The organism is Bacillus sp. CD3-5 (genome assembly GCF_006349665.1).
In the GTDB taxonomy this organism is placed as follows: Bacteria; Bacillota; Bacilli; order Bacillales; family Bacillaceae_G; genus Bacillus_A; species Bacillus_A paranthracis.
Window position 1 is genome coordinate 354,737 of record NZ_VEPX01000002.1, and the last position, 22,116, is coordinate 376,852.

Below are 22,116 nucleotides of genomic sequence, written 5' to 3' on the forward strand. Positions count from 1 at the left end.
CAAGAAATGAAGGACATATGAAAGAAAAGATATTGTACTAACTTTGAAGCTCAGCTGTTACTTTTACTTTAGCAAACCATGAATTCGCCGTCTCTTTCAACACGAGATTCAATTCTTCAATATTCCTTTTACCAACATCTTTTAACCAATGGCGACCTGCTTGTTCACCGCCTATAGCAAACGGCATGACACCGTCTTTCCAAGTTGCCCGACCACATAATACCCCATTAAAGGTAGAACCAGATTCTTTAGCAAATTTTAATGTTTCTTGAAATAATTTTGCGCTTACTCCGGCACTAAGGAAAATAAATGGAAGCTTCGTTGCTTCACTCTGTTCTTTGAAATAAGAAGCTGCTCTTTCTTTACTGTAAACAAATTCACCTTCTGTATATCCTTCCACATAGTTCATATCTACTGGAACTTCTACTTTTAATACATCTACTTTATATTGCGGCTTTGAGAATTCCTTCATGGACTCAATCACTTTATAAGGTTTTATTTTTGCGTATGCTTTACTTTTCACATCATCACTTTCAGCATCATACGTAACAATCTCTAAGAAAAATGGTATGTCTTCAGCTGCACATTCAGATCCGATACGTTCCATATAAACGTGTTTATAGTTATTAATTTTTTCATCTTCATCGACATCATAGTAGAGTAAGAATTTAATTGCATCGGCACCGGCATCCTTTAATCGTTTCACTGACCATTCTGGTAATAAATCTGGTAACCGTCCTACTTCTGACGCATCGTATCCAGTTTTTTCATACGCTACGATTAAGCCTGATTCTTTATCTCGGACTTTAGCCGCTGGCAAACCGTATTCCGGGTCCAAAAGGATCGCTGTTGTAAATGGTGTTAATTCCTCAGAAACTACTTCTTTAAAACGGGTAATGCCCTCATCTCCAACTTGACTCGCACCGCCAGACGCAATCATTTTTTTCAACGATCCACGTTGGTCAATAGCCAATGCACCAATTATTCCATTTTCAGCAGATAAACGTTTTAGAGCTTCCAATTTATTTTTGGTTAGTTCTAGCATTAACATTCTCCTCTATCAATCTATTTTTTCAACTTTAACGAGATCAAAGTATTGCTTAAACTTATTCACATTAATATAACCGGTTTCAGCTTCCATCGTATTTAACATTCCTGTAGTCATCGCCGTTTTCAGAACAGTCTCGACCGTTTGATGTTGATGTAGTGCCACAGCTAATCCTGCAACTGTTGCATCACCAGCCCCTACAGGATTAACCACTTCTATTTTCGGGACCATAACTCTATAATAGTCCTCACTATGCTTAACAAATGCACCTTCACTACCCATCGACACGATAATCCACTCAATTCCAGTAAATAATTCATTGTTTAATGCTTGCTTTAGTTCTATAATTCCCGCTTTCATATCAATGCCCAACAGTTGTGATAATTCCGCTTTATTCGGTTTGATGGCAAATGGTTTTTCTTTATGAAGCATCGCTTGTTTCAAAGATTCCCCTGACGAATCCATAATTACTGGAATTCCATTTTCATGACAGATTTCTAACATTTGATAATAATAGTTAGTCGGTAATCCTTTCGGTAAACTGCCCGAAATTGTCACAAGTGAAGCTGTTGTAAGTAGAAATTCAAATTTCTCTAAAAAACTAACGCCTTCTTCTCTAGATAATGTTGGCCCAGATTCTAAAATCTCTGTTTGCATCCCTTCATGAAGAATGGCGATACAATTTCTTGATTCTTTTTTGATTTTCAAAAAGTCATTTGGAATATTGGCTTTATTTAATTCTTGAATAATGTATTCCCCAATCGTACCACCAAGCACACCTGTCGCTAGGACACCTTCTTCCATTTGAGCGATCACTCGCGCAACATTCAAGCCTTTTCCACCAGCAGTTTTATGAACCGCTTCTACACGGTTAACAACATCTAACTTTAACTCATGAATCGGATAGGAAATATCGACCGATGGATTCATGGTGACAGATAGTATCATTGGTAATCCCTCTTTCAGAAATTTGTTTAAGCTTGAAAACGGCATACACCGTCAAGATAGGTAGCAGTTACATCCATCTCTGGCGTCATCACAATAAAGTCAGCATCATATCCCTCGGCAATCTTCCCGCATTCACCATCGAGCTGCATACTTTTAGCTGGTGCCGTACTCGCCATGTAAATTGCTTCCTCAGGTGAGGCAATTCCCCACTCGACGACATTTTTGACAGCATCTTTTAATTGCAAAATGCTACCTGCTAAACTTCCGTTTTCCAAACGAGCCATCCCATCTTTTACTTTCACAGGAAATTCTCCCAGCTGATACATTCCTTCAGGCATACCTCCAGCCATCATACAATCAGACACCATAACAACCTTTTCTCTACCGCGGATATTCATTAAAATATTTGATGCAACGGGATGTACATGATGTCCATCACATATGATTTCGGCAAAAACATCTTTTAAATTCATGGCCGCTCCGACCATCCCTGGCTCACGATGATGCAATGGACTCATTCCATTGAAAGTATGAATAAAAATGGAAGCTCCTTTTTCAACCGCTCGCTTTGCTTCTTCATACGTTGCATCACTGTGGGCCAATGCTACTATAATCTCTTCTCCTACAGCATATTCAATGAATTCCGCTGCTCCTTTTCTTTCAGGTGCAATCGCAATTTTTTTAATAGAATCATTTGATAATTTCTGCCAATCTTTCAACATATCAACTGATGGGTCACAAAAATATTTCGTGTTTTGTGCTCCTTTATGCTTTTCAGTAAAAAACGGTCCTTCTAAAAAGATCCCTTTAATTTTTGCGCCCTGTACTTTTTTGTAATTGGCACCAATCATTTCAACGACATTATTCAACGATTCTATTGAGGATGTTAAAGTTGTCGGTAAAAAGGATGTAACGCCGCAAGAAAGGAGTCCTACCGAAATTTGGTTCAGTCCTCCAAAATTATTGTCCATAACGTCGTGATTTCTAAATCCATGAATATGTGTGTCTACTAGACCAGGAGCGATCCAATGCCCTCTATACTCAATAATTTCTGCCGCTTCCTTCGGCCTGTATTCTGAAAAAACACCGAATTTTCCGTCTTTTATCTCTAAAAATCCAGGACCTGTGACCATCTCTTCAAGAAAAAACTTATCTGCAAAGATAAAAATAGACATGTATGTTTCCCCTAACCTAGTTACTCATATTCGTAGATAGTAACACCTTTAACGACACGGTTCACCGTTCCTGTCGGTGAAGGTGTATCTGGTGTATTACCTACTTTCACGGAGGCTAACAGTGATATTGTTTGCCCAATCATAACAAAAGGTAATGCTAAGTAAGCATCTGGTACAGACTGTGCCTCGCTGCCAAATACAAACCTATTCCCAGCGTAATTCGTTTCTCCATTAACCTCGATGGCACATATATAGCTGGCAATGTTGTCCTGTTGCATTTCGTTTAACATATCTAAATCATATTGACGTGTATACGGATTGTTAGAAACAAACACAAAAACTAATGATTTTTCGTTTACAAATGATTTTGGACCGTGCCGGAAGCCAAGCGGTGAATCAAATGCGGTAACAATTTTTCCAGCCGTCAGTTCTAATATTTTTAATTGTGATTCTTTTGCTAAACCTTCTAAACTACCGGAACCTAAGTAAATAATTCGTTCAAAATCTAAATCTACTATCTTTTGGATAACGTCTTCTCTTTGAATGACACTTTCACCCATTTGATGGATTTTTTTCACTATCATCGATTTTTCTTCTATCGATATAGAATCAAAAATAAGTAATGCTGTTAAAGCCATGCAAGTATAACTTCCTGTCATTGCAAAACCTTGATCATTTGACTTTTCAGGCATTAATAGTAATAAATTTTTTTCATTATTCACAGCCCTTTTAGCTAATTTCCCATCTTTCGCACAAGTAATCGTTATTTGATACAAATCGGTTACTATTTGCTCAGCTAATTGTACAGCAGCAATACTTTCCGGACTGTTTCCGCTTCTAGCAAATGAAACGAGTAAGGTCGGAAAATCCTTTTTGAAAAATTGGTAAGGATTTGAAACTAGAGTAGTGGTCGGAATACTTAGTACTTCCCATTGTTGTTCATCGACTTTTTCTATTAAATAAGGGGTGACTGTATCACCGACATAGGCAGACGTTCCAGCCCCTGTAAAAATAACTCGAACCCGGTTGTGTTTCGTTATTATTTTTTGTAAAAACTCATCAATCCCCTCGCTTTTCTCCTTATATAATGCAAATGTTTCATCCCATAAATCAGGCTGTCGTCTTATTTCCGCCGTTGTTATCGACGCGCCTAACGAAACTAATTTGTCTTGACTTAATGTAAACATATTCGCCCACTCCTCTACCTATTTGCCATCATTTTCTCCATAAATGAAGACCGGCGCCATCCCATTACTTTCCTTCAAATACTCGTAATCCTGCACCAACAACTCCATTATTTTGTGCCAATGTACTGATACTCATCTGCTCCAAAAGATGTTGTTGCTCAGGAAGCTGATAACTTTTTAACTTCTCTTTAATCAACTCCAGTAGAAATGGATTTTTCACAATAACACTTCCGCCAAAAACCATTTTATGCGGATCTAATAAACAGGAAATCTTATAAAGACCTTGTGCTAAACAATCAGCTACCTCATTAATGATGGGCTGATATTCTGGTACACCATTTATATAACTAGCAAAAACATCCTTTGTTGAAATCGTATCTACCTGTAAGTCCCTTTCGGCTATTCTCTGAATCCCAGGCCCAGCAGCAATTTTTTCTAATCGTTCATTGCCCCCCTTCATGAGGACAGGAATTAAACCAAGTTCTCCAGCAAATCCTGCCCCCCTAAAAAATGAGCCTTTATGAATGATGGAACAAGATATTCCCGTACTTATAGTCACATACACAAAGGTTTCATTCCTTTTTACATGCGCTGCTCTCCATTCGGCATAAGCTGCCATATAGACATCATTGTCAATCGTAATCCGCTGAATACGAAATTGCTCTTGTAAACGAACTGAAATGGGAAACTGTCTCCAAGGTAAATTGTTTTGAACAATGGCAATTCCTTTCTCGCGATCTACTTTTCCCGGTACCCCAACGCCAATCCCCTCGATATTAGCGATGGAAATCGATGATTTTTTGAGAACTTGTTCCACAGATTCTACAACTCTACCAAACATTTTTTCTCGGTCTGAAGGATCACTTTTTATTTCCACGCGTTCAAGCAGTTCGCCTGTATCCGAAATGACTCCCGCTGCAATCTTCGTTCCCCCAATATCAATGCCGACTGCCTTTTTCATTTGTCCGCACCCCTAGGTTTGTATTTGAAGTATTGAGTAAATTTCTATACTTGTTATCGTTGAACATATATGTGCGATTCCTTAATCAATTCACTTGCCTTAGTCAATTTATACGTATTTTCGATTGTAGTCATACAGTAGCCCTAAGAGACCAGCTACCCCAATCAACATCATACCTAGTTCGAATTTACCAGCTGTCTTTTGGTAAAAAATAATTAAAGAGAGGCATACGATAAACACAACAATTTTAATCATGAATAAAATATTAGCCTTCATTTGAAAAATCCTCCCATCTAATTTCACTAGGTGCTAACGTCACTTCTTTCCTATTTCCTTGTCCGTCGTAGACAGCCGTTGTTTGTTCAATCATTGAATTGTTAACGATTGCCATTTTTTGAATAGATGGATATGCATGGACTTCACAATAAATATTACTCGCATGATACTTTTGGAATTCTCCTTCTTTATTAGCAGCATAGTATAACGCGCGCATGAGCAAACGTGTATTTTCTTCACTGTATGGCAGCCCTGCAATATAAACAGCTCTGCCTTCTCCAAACGAATGACTTGAAAGGTGGACTTCTCCATTCGAATATTCGATTATTTCGGTTTTATCTGACAACGCATAAATGTTTTTCATTCCTTCACCAAAATCAAATTGGGTGCTATCAGTAGAAATAAAGTGATTTTCAACAGGGTTAATAAAATATTTATCTGTTGATAAGCTAAACCCTAATTCTTTGTCAACACCTAAGACGTTCGCCAATTGAAAATAATGTCCTTCATGCTGATAGGCTGTCGGTTCGCCAATACCTATGAACCCCCCGCCATTATACATCCAGGCCCTAATTGTAGTGACTAACTTTTCATTAATCCAATTAGCACCTCCTGAAAAAGCTGTGCCTACATCGCCGGCATTTATGATAACGTCAATATCCTCATGTATCCCCTCGTTAATGACATCATCAAAACTAATGAACGAAACTTCTACGGCTGCCCCGCTTAACGATTCTAAAACACCTAAATAAGAATAAATTTGTTTATACCATAGAGCGTGTGCAACCATATGTGTTTGCCAAGTTCTCAACTTGCCCCATGAATTCAAAATTGCAACTTTCAGACCGCTGTATGGTTGAACACCTTTAATCGTGTCGTGAATTTCACGAAATTCCTCAGTAACTTTTTCAATGTAGGAGATAAATTCCGGGAATTGATAAGCTAAACTTAAATAACCACCATAGCCGATACGATCAACAGGGTTCCGCAGTAAAGCTCTTCGCGCCGTTAACCAGTTTTCATTCGCTTCAATCGTTGGGTTGTTACCTTCGTAAAACGTGTCTGGGAAGAAATATGGTAAGAAACGCCCTTCTGTGTAACGAACATGTGGTATATCTGCAATCATACGTAATGTAGCTCCGCCGCCCACACTTCCTACAACTGCATCCAATCCGATATTTTCAAAGTATTTTCCATATGGCTCTGTACCAATCCAGTTATCACCAAGAAACATCATTGCTTCTTTTCCACTTTCATGGACGATATCCACAAGTTTCTTTGCTTCTTCAGCAACAAACTTATGAACAAAATCTATATAATCTAAAAATGCAGGAGTTGGAATGCGAAATGCAGTATTATAATAACCTTGATCAACTATGTCCTCTGGCCTTAAGCGATAGCCCTTTTCTTTTTCAAAGGCATCCAAAGCAGCAACTGAAACACTAGCACCATATCCGAACCAATCAACAAATTTCTCTTTGCCAAGATTATTAAATACAAGAGTAAAATGATAGAAAAACGTTGTAAATCTGACCACATCTGTATCTGGATTTTCTGTCAGCCATTGTTTTAAATAGTTTTTCATAAATTCGTTAGAATGTGGCTGCCTAACATCAAAAGGAATATCATGTGGCTTATCGCCCCAATTATTCGTTATATGATTGTACATTTGAGTTGGATCCCAAATCGCATAGACTAGGAATGAAACTGTATATTCATGCCAAGGAATCGCCTTCGTAATCAAAACACAATTTTTTTCTTCGTTTACTTCCCAATCATTAACATCAACAATTTCTCCTGTTGTCCGATCGATTACCTCCCAGTATTTTTTAGGACTGTGAATGTAATCTGGCTTTAATTGTTCCTCAAAGTAGCCTTTCATAAAATCAATTTCAAGGGTGTCAGTAAGCGCCGTATTGAACAAGCTCATTAAATACAATTGCTGGCATTCGTCCATGTGCTTCTCTGCGAACTCATTGTGAGCTCGTGCAACAAAATAGGTCGTATAAATTTTCGCATCCAACTGTTTAATTTCATCATCTAGTTTCGTTCCATCACTATCGCGAATCGCATCCGCCCCCCATCGTTCCATCAATTCTTTTGTTTCCTGTAGGAAATTTTCTTCACTCGGTAAAGTAACACGGCCTATTTTCTTTTTCATGTAAATCCTCCTCTAATCCTTTAAACCACCAAGGGTCATTCCTTGTGTTAATTTTTTTTGAACAATGATGTATAAAATCAAAGTTGGTAGCATGACTAGAACCATCCCCGCATACATTTGACCATAATTCGCAGCAGATTTTTGAGCTGCCATCAAGTTCATTAACCCAACAGGTAACGTTTTATTTGGTCCTGGAATTAATGTTAAGGCAATAATGTATTCGTTCCAAAAGGCAAGAAAATTAAATAAAATGACGGCAATGATACTTGGACGAGCTATCGGAATCATGACTGAAATCATTGTTTTAAAATATCCGGCACCATCGACCAATGCCGCTTCCTCATACGTAGATGGTAGGGATTGGAAAAAACTAGACAACAAGTAAATGGTAAATGGTAACGCTGTCGCCGCATATACCAAAGCTAAAATAAATAAATTGTCTAGTAGAAATCCTTCACCAAGCTGGCCTTGTAAAAAGGTATCTCCGTCCAATAACATTAAGAATATTGGAACAACAATGTAGTTCACATTGATGAATAACCCAGCTTTAAAAAAAGTATTTATTAATTTGCTTCCTCTAAAAGTATATCTTGCCAACACATAGGCTGCTGGTAAGGCCACAATCAATAAAATGACCAGAGCCAACGCAGTTACCATGACTGAATTTAACATGTAAGTACCCATGTTAGCCTTTTGGAAAGCATCGATAAAATTTTGAAAATAGAAGCTTTTCGGCATGGCCCAAGGACTTCCATAAAACTCCGAATTTTTCTTCACTGAGGCTAAGAAAACCCATGCAACAGGAATAATGATAGAAATTGCTAACGTAATGAGTGCTACATATATAAAACAGCGATATATTGCTTCTGTAGTCATACCTTTTTGGGGCTTAACTGTTTTTGGAGCTTTATAAGCTGCTTCTACAATCAGTTCTTTTTCGGCTTCCATCATTTTGGGATCTCGATAAGCTGTTTCTGTAGTCATTCTTTTTTGTGTTTCCATCGTTTTGGACCTCCTTAATACTCCAACACTTCCCTTTTAGTGACACGGCTTATAATTGCAGATAATGCGAATGAGAATAGGAAAATGACCACTCCAATAGCCATACCGTAACCGTAAGAAGAATTCGTGTAAGCTTGCTTATACATGTAGCTTAAAAACACTTCCGTCGATCCGTCAGGTCCCCCGCCAGTCATTGCTTGAACGAGTAGAAAACTTAAATTAATCGTACTAATAACGAAGAAAGTTAACGTCGTCCGAATGTTATTCCAAATTAATGGTAAAGTAATACTGAAAAATTGCCTGATCCGTCCAGCCCCTTCCAAAGCGGATGCTTCATAAAAACTTTCCGGAATACTTGCCATTGCCGCCATATACATGACCATATAGTAACCAATTGCTTGCCAAATGAGTGCCCCGCCAATGCTGTAAATAGCAATTTTTTGATTGCCGAGCCACATCTTTTGAAGATTTTCCAGGTTAAATAAAGCAAGTATATTATTTAACAATCCTGTAGTCGGATCATAAACTGCCGAAAATATTCCCGCGATAACTACAACTGATAAGATATTAGGGAGGTAAAATATAATTCGAAAGAAGCCTTTACCTTTTATTTTTTCTCTCGTTAACAAAGAAGCAAACAAGATCGCCATCACCATCGTGATAATTGTCACAATAACAATTAATACGATACTGTTTTGGAGAGATCGAAAGAAATTCATATCATTCCATAAAATCTTAAAGTTATCGAGCCCAACGAATACCTTATTATTAGAAAATCCTCCCCACTTATATAAGGACATCCTGAACACCTCAATCGTAGGAACAATCATAAAAATGGCTAACAGGATTAGTGCGGGTGCAGTACAAACAAAAATAAAAATTCTTTTTTCTGTCGTCTTATTCATGCCATCACCTCAGTTAATAAGTACAACGGTGAGACTAGACGACTCACCATTGTACATAGTGAAAACGAATTTATTTTAATGCAGACCGTAATTGGTCACTCACTTTTTCAACAGAGCTTTGCCAATCTTTCACCTTTTTATCACCAGAAACAACACTATCAATCGTTCTAAATAATGTATCTGGCATACTTACACCTTCAACAGCTTTCGTTGCAGCAAATCCACCTATTCCCACTTTCACTCCATTATCATAGATACTATAGAATGATTTATTTTCACCTGTCAGTTTATTAGAAAGGCCTTTGATAGGCTGAATAGCACTCGACTCAGCAAAAATTTCAGCTGCCTTATCCGAATAAACAAACGTCATGAAATCTTTAGCAAGTTGTTTATTTTTAGCTGCAGAAGGAATCCACATTTGTTCAAAGAAAGTAAATGCATAACGGTCCTTATTAGCATCAATTGTCGGTAAAGCCATCATGCCCCATTCAAACCCTTTAGATCGAGGAGCTTCTTTCATTTCACCAACTACCCACGTACCATTTGGCATAAACAAAGCTTTGTTATCGAGAATCAACTGTTGATTTTTCTTGTAGTCTTTATCATTTGCATTCGCAACAGTAGTTGGCTCTGTATACTTTCCTAATTTTCCGATAATTTCAAAAGTTTTTGTTGCTTCAGAAGTTTCCCAAACGCCATCTGTATATTTCATAGCTTTATTAAAAAACTCAGGTCCACCCACCCCCAGTAGTAAAGAGTAGAAGAATGTATCAAAGTAACCTGTAGTAGGATAAGTAAATAATGAAATCCCTTCTGCTTTCGCTTTATCTCCTAAAGCCCACATTTCGTCCCAAGTCTTCGGCACTTCCCAACCTTTTTCTTTTAATAAACTAGCATTATAAAATAATCCAGTTGGACTATAAAACATCGGTGCCATATAAATTTTACCGTCATTATAAGGATTAGTGGCAGGTGTACCAGTAAGCCCAGGTACTAACTTATCTTTAACTTTAACATCTTCACCATAAACATTTTTATCAAAAACATCGGTAATGTCTTCTAATGCTTTATCTTTAATCAAGGTTTCTGTTAGCGCCTGTTTTCTACCGGTTGCCAACAACACAACATCCGGATACTTTCCTGCTTTCATATTTGAACCTATGACATCCTCAAGATTTTTGTCCACTGTCAATTTAACATCAACTTTTGGATTAGCAGCTTCATATGCGTCAATCACTTTGCTCCACATCTCTTTACCATAAGCCGATTCAAGTGTTGCCACATGAAGGGTTTGTTTTCCACTGGAGCCCTTACCATCCTTAGCGTTATCAACTTTTGTAGTATTACCTTGGCAAGCTATTAAACTAAAAGATAACAAAGCTGTCATCCCAGACAACAATAACTTTTTTTTCATCTTTATCTGACCCCCATCTCCTAATCTACCTTTCATAATTAAAGAATACAAAATAGATAACGCTTTCACAATAAACATCTTGTTCTGTTTTTTAGATATCTTGCTTTTTACTGAATATCCCACTAAAATCTTTGTCAACTACCCCACTGAGATAAAGCCTTTCAGTGGGAGCTTGAGTTCGAACGCTAGACAGTTTGACGCTCTAGCATTCATGCTACCTTATGGTAACACCCCAAGTCTGTTTTTGGTTGGTACTGACAACGAACGATTGTTTCCCCACTTGTACCACCCTTTCGAAAAAGAGCAGTTTTCCCTTGAGGAAGAAGCCGCCACTCAGATGGATCCGGCGTGTGCTACAAGCCCCGACGAGTCGCGTACACATGGATGGTTGACGCACCCACTAAGCTATGCACGAAGCAACAGCCTTACGTTTTTGTACTTCTAATAGAATTGGCGTTTTCACTTTGAGATTGTCATACAATTGTACAACTCCTGATTTTTTTCAATGTATTCAGCGCACCATTAATATCAGCATGGATACATGTTCCTGCTTTACTTTGGTACAGACCACGAGTGATTCGTTTGCCACTAAAGCGATAACGGGTCCTATCATCCTTAGACCAAACTGGAACTGGATCTTTGTCTAAGAAACTGGCTTTTGAAGTATAGCTTTCTTCTTGTTTCAAAAATCGAATGCCTTCTTTTGCACATTTATTCTCAATTGCTGCAATCAATTTTTGAAATGGGATTTGAACAAACTTTTGATAAAGGATAAAATAAATAAAAAGTCTACGAAGGAGGGATTCATTTGTCCAATGAAGTATATGAGATTCCACAATTTCAACGAAACCATCTTCCAGTTAAACTTCTTTATATAACAAAATCAAAATACGATAAAGATTGGCATAGTACCATTCACGCTCATCACTTTACAGAGCTATTGTATATTACTAAGGGCAAAGGAACTTTTATCTTTTATAAAGAAGAAATCCCTGTCCAAGAACACAATTTGATTATCATTAATCCAAATATCGAGCACACGGAAAAGTCTGATACGGATTACCCGCTTGAATATATCGCACTTGGTATTCAAGGTCTGTCCTTTTCATCCATAGAAAATCCTAGCCCAGTCACTATTCATAATTATAGTCAGGATCAAAAAAACTTTCTCTTCTATCTTCAGCAATTGGTGGAGGAAGTGGAAAACCACCAAGAAGATTACGATTTAATTATACAAAATATTCTGGAAATTTTACTACTTAAGATGATGCGAAAAAAATCTTTTAATGTAGAGAAAACATCTACTCAAAAAATCAATAAAGATATTGAATTGATTAAAAACTATATTAAGCAGCATTTTCACGAAAATATTAGCCTAGATACATTAGCAAGAATCAGTCATATTAATAAATATTATTTATCCCATTCTTTCAGGAAATTCGTCGGTGTTTCACCCATTGAATATTTAATTCAAACTCGTATTAGAGAAAGTAAAATATTGTTAGAAACTACTAATTATTCGATTTCTAACATTTCAACTATTACCGGTTTTTCTTCCCAATCATTCTTTGCACAATCATTTAAACGGGAAACGACTCTATCACCTTCACAATACAGAAATGCTATAAATTCTAGCAAAAACAAACTAGATTCTAGTGCGAAAATTTAAAGATAATTACAATGAATCTATACTTCTTTACTATATTGTTACTATAATTTTTGAAAGAAGAGTGTTCCTATGATTCAACAATTAAAAGCATATTATGGTGAGGATATCAAAATCAATGAAGCTGTGTTGTCTGAAGATTATAGCTGGTTTTTAGTTGATGGAAACAAAATCGGGATTCGAAAAATCCGATTACACCAAAGAGAACATCAATTGCTTTCATCCATCTTAACCCCTATTCATACTGACACATTTTATAAAACAAAAAAAGAAAAATTGTGGTATGAAGCATTATACAAAAATAGCAACATTTCTATACTATCAGTTCGTTTTTTACACTTCTTCACAACACAACCTATAGTAGAGAGAGATGAATTTCAAGATGCTTTACAGTCCATGTTTTCTTTTCCTACTACAATGATATGGGAAACTTCGCAAGCAGGCGTCCTCATCTTAGAAGAAAACTTGCTAGAATCTGTATTGCAAACAGTTCTAGATACACTAGAAACGGACTTTTTTATATCCCTATCCTTTTTTGTTGGAAAGCGCTATTCGCAAACAACTGAATTTGCTTATCTGTATCAATGGGAGCGGAAATTATTTTCTATTCTCTCTCCCTATTTATATAAAAAAATTACATACATTGAACAACTGCTCCCTTATCAATTAATAATTTCATTACCGAAAGAAGAAAGAAAAAAATACACGAATCAATTATTAGCTCACATTTCTAATGACAAAGAACTAATAGATAGCGTTAAAGTATTCTTTGAATGTAACTTAAATGTATCTCTTGCAGCGAAACAATTATATTTACATCGTAATACTTTACAGTATCGAATTGATAAATTTATTGAAAAAACAGGAATTAATATTAAAACTTTTGAAGGTGCAGTAGCAGTTTATATGGCGTTTCTTTCTTTAGATGTCTCATGAAAGACAATATTCAGTTTTCTTATACCATAATCGTTATATAAACTCTTGCATGACTTGGAAGCTCTTTTCACTTATTCCTCTTATCTATAGATGAACTTATATCTAAAGAAGCTTTCTCGTATCTTCAATCTGTAAACTTGCATAAAAGTCCCTTATTTTTTTGTGCACACTGCCAATTTACTTACACTTTAAATAATCTTATAATTCGATTAATTATATAAAAGGAGTGAATATGTATGGCCGAACTTGTATTAGATCATATTTTTAAAGTTTATGATAATAAAACTACTGCTGTTTCAGACTTTAATTTACATATTGAAGATAAAGAGTTTATCGTATTTGTCGGTCCTTCTGGATGCGGGAAATCAACAACTCTACGTATGATTGCAGGTTTAGAAGATATTTCTGATGGTTCGTTTTACATTGATGGAGAGCGTATGAATAATGTTGCCCCAAAAGATCGCAACATTGCGATGGTATTTCAAAATTACGCACTTTACCCGCATATGACTGTTTATGATAATATCGCGTTTGGCTTAAAACTACGTAAACTTCCGAAAGATGAAATTAATCGCCGCGTAACAGAGGCAGCGAAAATCTTAGGGCTTGAAGATTACTTACAACGAAAACCGAAGGCATTATCAGGTGGACAACGCCAACGTGTTGCATTAGGAAGAGCTATAGTCCGGGATGCAAAAGTATTTTTAATGGACGAGCCTCTATCGAATTTAGACGCAAAATTACGCGTAAGTATGCGTTCAGAAATTTCTAAACTTCACCGCCGTTTAAATACGACCACTATATATGTGACACATGATCAAACAGAGGCAATGACAATGGCATCACGCCTTGTTGTTATGAAGGACGGACTCATCCAGCAAGTTGGAACTCCAAAAGAAGTATATGATACTCCTGAGAACATATTTGTTGGCGGATTCATTGGTTCTCCAGCTATGAATTTCTTTACTGGGACATTACAAGATAGCTATTTTCACATGGAAGATATACGCTTCAAAGTACCAGATGGTCAACTAAAAACATTAAACCAAAAAGGGTATAATGGACAAAAAATCATACTCGGTATTCGTCCTGAAGACATACATGATGAACCTATTGTTCTTCAATCTTCTCCTGAATCCACAGTCGAAATTACAGTAGAAGTTGCTGAATTATTAGGTGCTGAAACGATGATTCATGGAAAACTTTCAAACCAAAACTTTATTGCGCGAATTAACGCTCGTTCCGAGATTAAAACTAACGATACACTTCTATTAGCTTTTAGTTTAGCGAAAGCACACTTTTTCGATATCACTACTGAACAACGTATACGTAATAATTGACGAATGTCTTTTAAAAAAATCCGGATAGAATTGTCCCGTAAGTAAATCAATCTTTTCATTTTTAATGTATGCATAACTTCTACTTCAAAAAATAGATGTAGCTGCGACAAACATTTCTTGAAAAAGAATGCATGACTAGATTTCCCGTTACATGCGACAGAATCATACTAAAAAACATCTCATATGAATATGAAATGTTTTTAGTATTTTCTATTCTTTTAATAAAGTGAAACTTTAATCAGTGGGGGTTTTCTTCATCCCCCACTGATTATCAGCCCTCACCAATCGGACTTTTATGGGCAGTTGATCCCCACCTAACTTCTTTGCTTTCGCTGAATTTTGAGGTGGGGGTCTTACTGCCCATTAAAGCGGGATAAATCTAATAAACCATTCCCTTCAGATGTACGTTCATATCCTAAAGGTACAGTTCTTTTAATAAGTTGTGCATATATTTCTGGTTCTGATAACTTTCTACCATATTCCCTTTCACACTGCTTTATGAGCAATGCCAGCGCTCCAGCGACATGCGGTGTGGCCATAGAAGTTCCACTTAATACCGCATATTTCCCTTCAGGATACGTAGATAATATTTCATCGCCTGGTGCCACTAAATCAATTTCTTGATTTGAATTACTAAAACATGCGATTTTCCGCTCTAAATTGACGGCACCGACTTCAATTACTTCTGAGTATGCACCTGGGAAATCTAGTTCCTCCGTATTATCATTACAATCTCCATTATTCCCAGCAGCACATACGACGAGAACATCTTGCTTTACCGCATTTTGAATTGCTTCATGTAATTCTGGAACATCTTGCGGGCCACCAAGTGACATGGAAATGACTCTAACTCTTTCTTTATTAGGCCCTCTCCAATTTACAGCATAATGAATCGCCTCAATAATTTGCTCATAACTTCCAGAACCATCTCCTGCTAAAACCTTTAACACTAACATTTTAGCAAGTGGTGCCACTCCTAAAACACCAACTCCATTTTCAGTCGCTGCAATTGTCCCAGCTACATGAGTACCATGTCCGTTATTATCAAGATAAATATTTGGATCTCCTTCGTAATCTTTCGTGAAATTTCTTCCGCCGATAATACGATCCTTTAAATCTATATGATTCATATCACACCCTGTATCTAATACGGCAACAACAATATCTTTACCTTTTGCACTCTTCTCCCATACTTGTGGAGCATGAATGAGTTGTACACCTGGTGGAATTTCATTTACTTGTTCAACTACCTTATCTACTGTAAAAGGAATCAATTGTATACCTTTTTGTTTATTCGCTGTACTACTGTTCATCGTAATCCCTCCTGAAAATATATTATTTTCATTTCAGACCACTTTTGAAAATGCTTACATGTAACATTCGTTTTAGTTGTTTCGTTTTCCTTCCTTAAAAATATTTCTCAATAAGGCTTACGAAATTTATACTACTCTTTTATTTATCTCGTAATTTGTAGACATCAAAAATCCGATTGGTACAACCAATAACCAAAATAAAAGGACCACTAAATTGGTCCTTTTATTGTCTTTCAAGAATGATATGAAATTTTTAAAATAATATAAATTAAGACTAAGCCCCACTCTTGTTTAAAAACTTCTCTATTTCTTTTATTAAATATTTCGCTCCATCTATACTAACAGTAATGTTTCCATTTGCTAATGATATGTTTTGATTTGAAACATCACCTGTTATTTGACAAGCATTGTAAGGTTGATATTTTTGTAAAATGACTTTGTCTTCTTCTACGAAAATTTCAAGCGGTGATTTAATTTGTATTCCCAATACATCACGTAATTCTTTAGGAATTACAATTCGTCCTAATTCGTCTACTTTTCGAATAACTCCTGTTGCTTTCATATTACTTCCTCCCTTACTATTTATTAATTTTTTCACCTCGCTTTTTCCATTTTATCACTTTTTGGTAATACCTGCCTCTTTTTAGAAAATTTTGTACTCAAGTTAAAAAAACACATTTAACGAATACGTAATCTCTCTTTCAATTGTTTTAAATAACGAAATCGAATCAGTAAAAAATATACAACTTGAATTACTATGAAAATACTTAATACAATCGCATTTTCTTTAAATAGTGAGTACTCAAACATCTGTCCGAGTGCAGTTAACGCTACTGCCCCATGTAATGTTGCAACACCTATTGGAACGAAGAATAAAAGTCCCAACCTGATTGTAACTACTTTCGATAATTCTCCACTTGTTAAGCCTACTTTTCGAATCATTTCAAACAAACGAGTATCATCCTCCAAGTCAGAAAACAAACGGAAATAAAGGAAGCTTCCTGCACATACGAAAAATACAATACCGATAAAGAAACCTACAAATAGAATTGGTCCTGCAATTTGTAAACTTTGGTTTTGTGCGTACTCTTCTGCACTAAACGTTGCATGTTCTTCATAAGGTTTCATCTGATGCGTTAGTTCTTTCCCAACCTCAACTTCATCTTTCGTTCCCTCTGTTTTGTATACATAATTTTTTTCCTCTTTAAATCCATCTTGTAATGCATCATACTGCTTGTTAGAGATTACATAAACGTTACCTCTTATTATTTTACTTAATGAAGACGTATTAATTTTTTTCACTTTTAAAGGTTCATTCAAATGCGGCAACGTAATTTCTTTTCTTTCTTTCATCGGTGGTCCTGGTATATCAACTGCCAAAAATAAAACTTCTTTTTTTGATACCGCATGAAAGGGTTCTCCTGTTAACTTCGCATATTCCTTATAGTCTGATTCCTTTATAAACGTGGCGCTTCTTAACGACTGCTCCTCCGTTTTCTTCGTTGAAATATTAGTTTTTGAAGCTGCTATACTATGTTTCTTTAACCCTTCGTCAATCATCTTCAAATGCTGTGATTCATTACTATTTCCTTGCTTAGAATGATAGTGAAACGCAATTGGTCTCTCCATAATCGCCTTTGTCATTGATGTAAACCCAACTAATGTACCTATTGCTGAAAATGCTACAGTTGAAATTATCGTTACAATAAAGAACATTCTTGCGTTATCTCTCATACGGTAAGCTAAATCTGACAACGTAATAATATTTGTCTGTGTCCAATAAAAACGTTTACTTTTTTTACATAGTCTAATAGTAAAAACACTCAACTGCTTGTACAGCAAATACGTACCAATAATGACTACCGTTGTAACAGGAATCATCATGATAAATACCATTGCACCGTGTGACATAAGCGCTCCTGCATATCCGGCACTAAGCAATATAACTGCTAATATAGAAGAAATAATGGATGCTTTCGGTTCCGGCTTCGCTTCTGCCGATCCTCTAAACAATTTCATAATTTTATTTTTTCGAATCATTCCTGCACTAAACAATGAAATGATCATAAATAATACGAAAAACATCATACTCGTTACAACAATGGCTTTCATTGGAATGTAATAGGGTAAGGAAATATCTAACTTTAATATCATTGGAGCTACAAATAGTAATATTCCGGAAAATAGCATTCCAGCAAGTATCCCAAAAATAATTGCCCCTATCCCAATCATAATATTTTCAAAGAAGATAAGACGCTTTAATTGATATTTCGTCATACCTAACATCATTAAAATTCCTAATTCACGCTTTCTCGTTTTTAAAAACATTCCCATCGAATATAAAATAAAGAAAAATGTAAATAAGTAAATAATGGACTGTGCAAACGACATACTTACGAACACGTATTGTCCCAATTCTCCAGCACTTAATGCTGGATGAAACGCAAAAAACGAATAAACAAAAAAGGCCATAATAGCAAATGCACTACTTAAAAAATATGCTGAATATGTTCGTCTATTTCGCGTCACATTCCGATATGCGAGTTCTCTAATATTCATATTACTTCTCCGCCCTTCTACTAACTATGTTCTTATATTAGTAAAGTACGGAAATCCCTTCCATTGATTCAAATGACAAAAACCTTACATTATTGAAAGGTTTCAAAAAAATTGCTTAAACGATGCAGTTTCATTATAATGACTACATTCATATTCATACACACATCCTATTGTATATTCGTTAATTTTGCGAAATAATAAAGGATAGAAGTATGTACCAATATACATATAAACTTATTTACCGCTTTAATATGAATAGGAGGAAAACATAATGACATTGCAAGAACAGATTATGAAAGCATTACACGTTCAGCCTGTAATTGATCCGAAAGCAGAAATCCGTAAACGTGTTGATTTCTTAAAAGATTATGTAAAAAAAACAGGTGCGAAAGGATTTGTACTTGGAATTAGTGGCGGACAAGACTCTACATTAGCGGGACGTTTAGCTCAGCTTGCAGTGGAGGAAATTCGTAATGAAGGTGGTAATGCAACGTTTATCGCCGTGCGCCTTCCTTATAAAGTGCAAAAAGATGAAGATGATGCGCAATTAGCATTACAATTTATTCAAGCTGATCAATCTGTTGCATTTGATATCGCTTCAACTGTTGATGCTTTCTCAAATCAATACGAAAACTTATTAGATGAATCGTTAACAGATTTCAATAAAGGTAACGTAAAAGCACGTATCCGCATGGTTACACAATATGCAATCGGTGGACAAAAAGGGCTCCTTGTTATCGGAACAGATCACGCTGCAGAAGCTGTAACAGGATTCTTTACAAAATTCGGAGATGGTGGTGCAGACCTATTACCATTAACGGGATTAACGAAACGCCAAGGACGCGCTCTATTGCAAGAATTAGGTGCGGACGAGCGACTTTACTTAAAAATGCCAACAGCTGATTTATTAGATGAAAAGCCAGGTCAAGCTGATGAAACAGAGTTAGGTATTACGTATGATCAACTTGATGACTATTTAGAAGGTAAAACAGTTCCAGCTGACGTTGCAGAAAAGATTGAAAAACGTTACACAGTGAGTGAGCATAAAAGACAAGTACCAGCATCAATGTTTGATGATTGGTGGAAATAAATAAAACATAAAAAAGAAGCTAATCTCATTTAGCTTCTTTTTTATATGTTAACGATATACCCCTACCCTTTTCTCCAATAAATCTTGCAGGCAATCTTCATGCTGTTTACAAAATAACGGTGGCATGTCGTCTAACGGGAAAAACTTCAAATCCAACGTTTCATCACCATCTGCTTTTTTGTCGCCTCCAACTATTGAGCATGAAAAACACATCACAATTGACTGCGCCTTGTCTCCATTTGGATATGATTGAAAATATTTTGTATACACTCCAATAAGTTCATTTATTTCTACATCATACCCGGTTTCTTCTTTTATTTCTCGAATTGCAGTTTCCGCAGCCGATTCTCCTATCTCCATGGCCCCCCCTGGAAAGCCCCAAGCGTTAAAGTCGCCTCTTTTTTGCAGTAATACTTCTCCTTCTTTATTAAATACAAAACCACCGGCAAAGTTTAAGAAAACATAATCATGCCCTACTTTTTCGCGTAATTCTTTTATATAATTGGCCATTCTCTTTCCCCTTTTCATACTTCTTTTATCGCTATTCCTTATCTTTTTCAAGCAATTCAATAATTCGATCTAGCTTCTGATTCATATGCATCACTTGTTGTTTTTTTTGCAGCACTGCTTTGCAATACTCTTCTTATAAACAAAGTAAATGATAGGAAAAATAAAACGACAAGTCCGATTACTAAACAAGTATATATCAATGTAAATATATTACTTTCGAACAAGTTCATTCCGCATTCACATCCTTATCCTTTTATTTTATCACATAATTCTTAATATTAAAAAGTAATCAATAAATAAAAAAAGCATCTTTTACAGATGCTTTTTCCCATTGCTTAATACGTAAACGTAATTGTAGCTAATGAATAACCCGCCAATGCACTATAAGGCGCTACTTGATAAGACACACGCTTTGCACCTTTTGGCCAATTTATTTCATTTAATACTTTCTTTATATCTTGCATCGTCCCATCCATGGACTGCTTATATCGCACTTCTACTTTTTCTGGTTTAGCTGCAAACTGTTGCTGTAACTTTTTCTTAAATTCATTATAATTTTCTGCTCCGTATTCTGCAGATAAGTATTGTAGATTTGTTTCTTTTAACATCTGCTCATATACGACAGTTTTTGAGCTACCAGCTTTTATTTTATTTGTTAATTCACTGAAATAACTTGTAGTTGCCGCTGGATATTTGCTACGATCCCATTCGTGATCTTTACTTAACTGCTCGTCAGACATATTAAAATATGAATATGTTACACGTCCAGCTTTATCTGGCACTGGATCATCGAATGTAGTATCAAGGTGGTACCATTTGTTTTCAATGTTCACTAAATTCCATGCGTGAGCTTGTCCATTTCCTGTACCTGTTACAATATGGTTTTGGATGCCCGCTTCTTTTAGTAATTCATATGTTAATAACGTATATCCTTGGCAAACGGCAGAACGATTCGCTAACGCTTCATATGCTGTATATGCTCCATAAGACGTATCATACGATACATGTTTTACAACGTAATCATGAATAGCTTTTACTTTCTCATGTTCATCCATTCCTGGTTTTACAATCGAGCCTATAATCGCTTTCGCCTGAGATTTTACATATTGTGTTTGCTCTTTTGATTCACGGTACTTAACTTGCAGTGTAAACGTATAGTTTCCTGGTAATCCTTTAATAGAATATCTAGTAGACGCTACATTATATTTTACATACTCATCTGCATCTACAACTTTATTAAACTCGCCGTACAATTGGTCCATCACATTTCTAGCATTTCCATCTTTTGTTTTATATGTGATTGTAATATTTTCTTCTCGATTATCAACCTGTTTTTTTAATTCTTTTCTAAAATCATTTAACAACTTTGCATCTGATTGTGATGTCGCTACAGTTGAATTCGTAGCAGCATAAGATACAGATGAAGCCTGTAAGCCCCCCATTACTATCGTTGAACAAAGTGCGGCAGCTGTCACATACTTACTTGTCTTTCCCATCATGTCACTCCTTACATTCTATAACTATACGAAAAAGTATCGTATAGTTTCAGAGTATACAATACTTTTTCGTATAGGTCATATGAGATTATGCATATTTAACATTGTAAAAAGGCTGTTCTTTTTATA

General features: G+C 36.0%; 19 protein-coding genes and 2 pseudogenes. 4 read left to right on the forward strand and 17 right to left on the reverse strand.

The genetic code is table 11. The annotated features are described in order from the left end of the window. Positions 1-37: 37 nt before the first annotated feature. The 11 genes and pseudogenes from lacD to FH036_RS06905 form a co-directional block, all read right to left on the reverse strand. Positions 38-1,045 (reverse strand): tagatose-bisphosphate aldolase, encoded by a 1,008-nt coding sequence (gene lacD, locus FH036_RS06855; RefSeq protein ID WP_044790745.1) that lies wholly within the window; start codon positions 1,043-1,045, stop codon positions 38-40. Between the two features lie 15 nt (positions 1,046-1,060). After that, positions 1,061-1,996, reverse strand: coding sequence for a tagatose-6-phosphate kinase (lacC, locus tag FH036_RS06860; protein WP_139895559.1), 936 nt, complete (start codon positions 1,994-1,996; stop codon positions 1,061-1,063). A gap of 26 nt (positions 1,997-2,022) precedes the next feature. Beyond that, complete coding sequence (gene nagA, locus FH036_RS06865; RefSeq protein ID WP_000021535.1) at positions 2,023-3,171, reverse strand: N-acetylglucosamine-6-phosphate deacetylase; 1,149 nt, start codon at positions 3,169-3,171, stop codon at positions 2,023-2,025. Between the two features lie 20 nt (positions 3,172-3,191). Then, positions 3,192-4,358: an SIS domain-containing protein gene (locus FH036_RS06870; RefSeq protein WP_000494691.1), complete on the reverse strand. Its 1,167-nt coding sequence runs from the start codon at positions 4,356-4,358 to the stop codon at positions 3,192-3,194. Positions 4,359-4,422: 64 nt separating this feature from the next. Beyond that, the gene (locus FH036_RS06875) at positions 4,423-5,319 is read right to left on the reverse strand and encodes an ROK family protein (RefSeq protein WP_044790744.1); all 897 of its coding nucleotides are present in this window, start codon (positions 5,317-5,319) and stop codon (positions 4,423-4,425) included. Between the two features lie 108 nt (positions 5,320-5,427). Further along, positions 5,428-5,595 carry a DUF6903 family protein gene (locus FH036_RS27015; protein WP_180358377.1) on the reverse strand — a complete coding sequence of 56 codons (168 nt, stop codon included), beginning with the start codon at positions 5,593-5,595 and terminating at the stop codon, positions 5,428-5,430. Next, on the reverse strand, positions 5,585-7,756 hold the full coding sequence (gene gnpA / locus FH036_RS06880) for a 1,3-beta-galactosyl-N-acetylhexosamine phosphorylase (protein WP_139895560.1): 2,172 nt from the start codon (positions 7,754-7,756) through the stop codon (positions 5,585-5,587). Before gnpA ends, FH036_RS27015 begins: the two co-directional genes overlap by 11 nt. A gap of 12 nt (positions 7,757-7,768) precedes the next feature. After that, positions 7,769-8,758 carry a carbohydrate ABC transporter permease gene (locus FH036_RS06885; protein WP_080776405.1) on the reverse strand — a complete coding sequence of 330 codons (990 nt, stop codon included), beginning with the start codon at positions 8,756-8,758 and terminating at the stop codon, positions 7,769-7,771. Positions 8,759-8,772: 14 nt separating this feature from the next. Next, positions 8,773-9,663: a carbohydrate ABC transporter permease gene (locus FH036_RS06890; protein WP_001044587.1), complete on the reverse strand. Its 891-nt coding sequence runs from the start codon at positions 9,661-9,663 to the stop codon at positions 8,773-8,775. Positions 9,664-9,733: 70 nt separating this feature from the next. Further along, positions 9,734-11,077, reverse strand: a complete 1,344-nt coding sequence (locus tag FH036_RS06895; protein ID WP_139895596.1) for a carbohydrate ABC transporter substrate-binding protein — start codon at positions 11,075-11,077, stop codon at positions 9,734-9,736. A 400-nt stretch (positions 11,078-11,477) separates the two neighbouring features. Next, positions 11,478-11,841, reverse strand: a pseudogene (locus FH036_RS06905) (zinc ribbon domain-containing protein); the annotation flags it as partial. A gap of 44 nt (positions 11,842-11,885) precedes the next feature. Here FH036_RS06905 and FH036_RS06910 point away from each other — a divergent pair. The 3 genes from FH036_RS06910 (at position 11,886) to FH036_RS06920 (ending at position 15,019) form a co-directional block, all read left to right on the forward strand. Then, positions 11,886-12,746 (forward strand): AraC family transcriptional regulator, encoded by an 861-nt coding sequence (locus tag FH036_RS06910; protein ID WP_000064376.1) that lies wholly within the window; start codon positions 11,886-11,888, stop codon positions 12,744-12,746. 69 nt (positions 12,747-12,815) lie between these two features. Further along, positions 12,816-13,679 carry a PucR family transcriptional regulator gene (locus tag FH036_RS06915; RefSeq protein ID WP_000615932.1) on the forward strand — a complete coding sequence of 288 codons (864 nt, stop codon included), beginning with the start codon at positions 12,816-12,818 and terminating at the stop codon, positions 13,677-13,679. Positions 13,680-13,915: 236 nt separating this feature from the next. Continuing rightward, on the forward strand, positions 13,916-15,019 hold the full coding sequence (locus FH036_RS06920; RefSeq protein ID WP_000829436.1) for an ABC transporter ATP-binding protein: 1,104 nt from the start codon (positions 13,916-13,918) through the stop codon (positions 15,017-15,019). 353 nt (positions 15,020-15,372) lie between these two features. Here FH036_RS06920 and FH036_RS06925 read toward each other — a convergent pair whose 3' ends face one another. From FH036_RS06925 to FH036_RS06935, 3 genes are all read right to left on the reverse strand, one after another. Then, positions 15,373-16,332 (reverse strand): serine protease, encoded by a 960-nt coding sequence (locus FH036_RS06925; RefSeq protein WP_001089037.1) that lies wholly within the window; start codon positions 16,330-16,332, stop codon positions 15,373-15,375. Positions 16,333-16,606: 274 nt separating this feature from the next. After that, positions 16,607-16,894, reverse strand: a complete 288-nt coding sequence (locus tag FH036_RS06930) for an AbrB/MazE/SpoVT family DNA-binding domain-containing protein (RefSeq protein WP_000648332.1) — start codon at positions 16,892-16,894, stop codon at positions 16,607-16,609. Positions 16,895-17,010: 116 nt separating this feature from the next. Then, positions 17,011-18,891, reverse strand: a complete 1,881-nt coding sequence (locus tag FH036_RS06935; RefSeq protein WP_139895561.1) for an ABC transporter permease — start codon at positions 18,889-18,891, stop codon at positions 17,011-17,013. A gap of 271 nt (positions 18,892-19,162) precedes the next feature. Between FH036_RS06935 and nadE the strand changes: the two genes are divergently transcribed. Continuing rightward, positions 19,163-19,981 carry an ammonia-dependent NAD(+) synthetase gene (gene nadE / locus FH036_RS06940; RefSeq protein ID WP_000174879.1) on the forward strand — a complete coding sequence of 273 codons (819 nt, stop codon included), beginning with the start codon at positions 19,163-19,165 and terminating at the stop codon, positions 19,979-19,981. Between the two features lie 48 nt (positions 19,982-20,029). On the opposite strand, the gene FH036_RS06945 is transcribed toward nadE, so the two are convergent. The 3 genes and pseudogenes from FH036_RS06945 to FH036_RS06955 form a co-directional block, all read right to left on the reverse strand. Continuing rightward, positions 20,030-20,491: an NUDIX hydrolase gene (locus FH036_RS06945; protein WP_000035004.1), complete on the reverse strand. Its 462-nt coding sequence runs from the start codon at positions 20,489-20,491 to the stop codon at positions 20,030-20,032. Positions 20,492-20,522: 31 nt separating this feature from the next. Beyond that, positions 20,523-20,721 (reverse strand): annotated as a pseudogene (locus tag FH036_RS06950) (DUF4083 domain-containing protein). Between the two features lie 105 nt (positions 20,722-20,826). Further along, positions 20,827-21,987, reverse strand: a complete 1,161-nt coding sequence (locus tag FH036_RS06955) for a transglutaminase domain-containing protein (protein ID WP_000520870.1) — start codon at positions 21,985-21,987, stop codon at positions 20,827-20,829. Positions 21,988-22,116: the final 129 nt, after the last annotated feature.

What these genes read in the sequence shown, in the direction of transcription:
- lacD (WP_044790745.1), bottom strand. Translation starts at nt 1,045, where the DNA reads ATGCTAGAACTAACCAAAAATAAATTGGAAGCTCTAAAACGTTTATCT.
- lacC (WP_139895559.1), bottom strand. Translation starts at nt 1,996, where the DNA reads ATGATACTATCTGTCACCATGAATCCATCGGTCGATATTTCCTATCCG.
- nagA (WP_000021535.1), bottom strand. Translation starts at nt 3,171, where the DNA reads ATGTCTATTTTTATCTTTGCAGATAAGTTTTTTCTTGAAGAGATGGTC.
- FH036_RS06870 (WP_000494691.1), bottom strand. Translation starts at nt 4,358, where the DNA reads ATGTTTACATTAAGTCAAGACAAATTAGTTTCGTTAGGCGCGTCGATA.
- FH036_RS06875 (WP_044790744.1), bottom strand. Translation starts at nt 5,319, where the DNA reads ATGAAAAAGGCAGTCGGCATTGATATTGGGGGAACGAAGATTGCAGCG.
- FH036_RS27015 (WP_180358377.1), bottom strand. Translation starts at nt 5,595, where the DNA reads ATGAAGGCTAATATTTTATTCATGATTAAAATTGTTGTGTTTATCGTA.
- gnpA (WP_139895560.1), bottom strand. Translation starts at nt 7,756, where the DNA reads ATGAAAAAGAAAATAGGCCGTGTTACTTTACCGAGTGAAGAAAATTTC.
- FH036_RS06885 (WP_080776405.1), bottom strand. Translation starts at nt 8,758, where the DNA reads ATGGAAACACAAAAAAGAATGACTACAGAAACAGCTTATCGAGATCCC.
- FH036_RS06890 (WP_001044587.1), bottom strand. Translation starts at nt 9,663, where the DNA reads ATGAATAAGACGACAGAAAAAAGAATTTTTATTTTTGTTTGTACTGCA.
- FH036_RS06895 (WP_139895596.1), bottom strand. Translation starts at nt 11,077, where the DNA reads ATGAAAAAAAAGTTATTGTTGTCTGGGATGACAGCTTTGTTATCTTTT.
- FH036_RS06915 (WP_000615932.1), top strand. Translation starts at nt 12,816, where the DNA reads ATGATTCAACAATTAAAAGCATATTATGGTGAGGATATCAAAATCAAT.
- FH036_RS06920 (WP_000829436.1), top strand. Translation starts at nt 13,916, where the DNA reads ATGGCCGAACTTGTATTAGATCATATTTTTAAAGTTTATGATAATAAA.
- FH036_RS06925 (WP_001089037.1), bottom strand. Translation starts at nt 16,332, where the DNA reads ATGAACAGTAGTACAGCGAATAAACAAAAAGGTATACAATTGATTCCT.
- FH036_RS06930 (WP_000648332.1), bottom strand. Translation starts at nt 16,894, where the DNA reads ATGAAAGCAACAGGAGTTATTCGAAAAGTAGACGAATTAGGACGAATT.
- FH036_RS06935 (WP_139895561.1), bottom strand. Translation starts at nt 18,891, where the DNA reads ATGAATATTAGAGAACTCGCATATCGGAATGTGACGCGAAATAGACGA.
- nadE (WP_000174879.1), top strand. Translation starts at nt 19,163, where the DNA reads ATGACATTGCAAGAACAGATTATGAAAGCATTACACGTTCAGCCTGTA.
- FH036_RS06945 (WP_000035004.1), bottom strand. Translation starts at nt 20,491, where the DNA reads ATGGCCAATTATATAAAAGAATTACGCGAAAAAGTAGGGCATGATTAT.
- FH036_RS06955 (WP_000520870.1), bottom strand. Translation starts at nt 21,987, where the DNA reads ATGGGAAAGACAAGTAAGTATGTGACAGCTGCCGCACTTTGTTCAACG.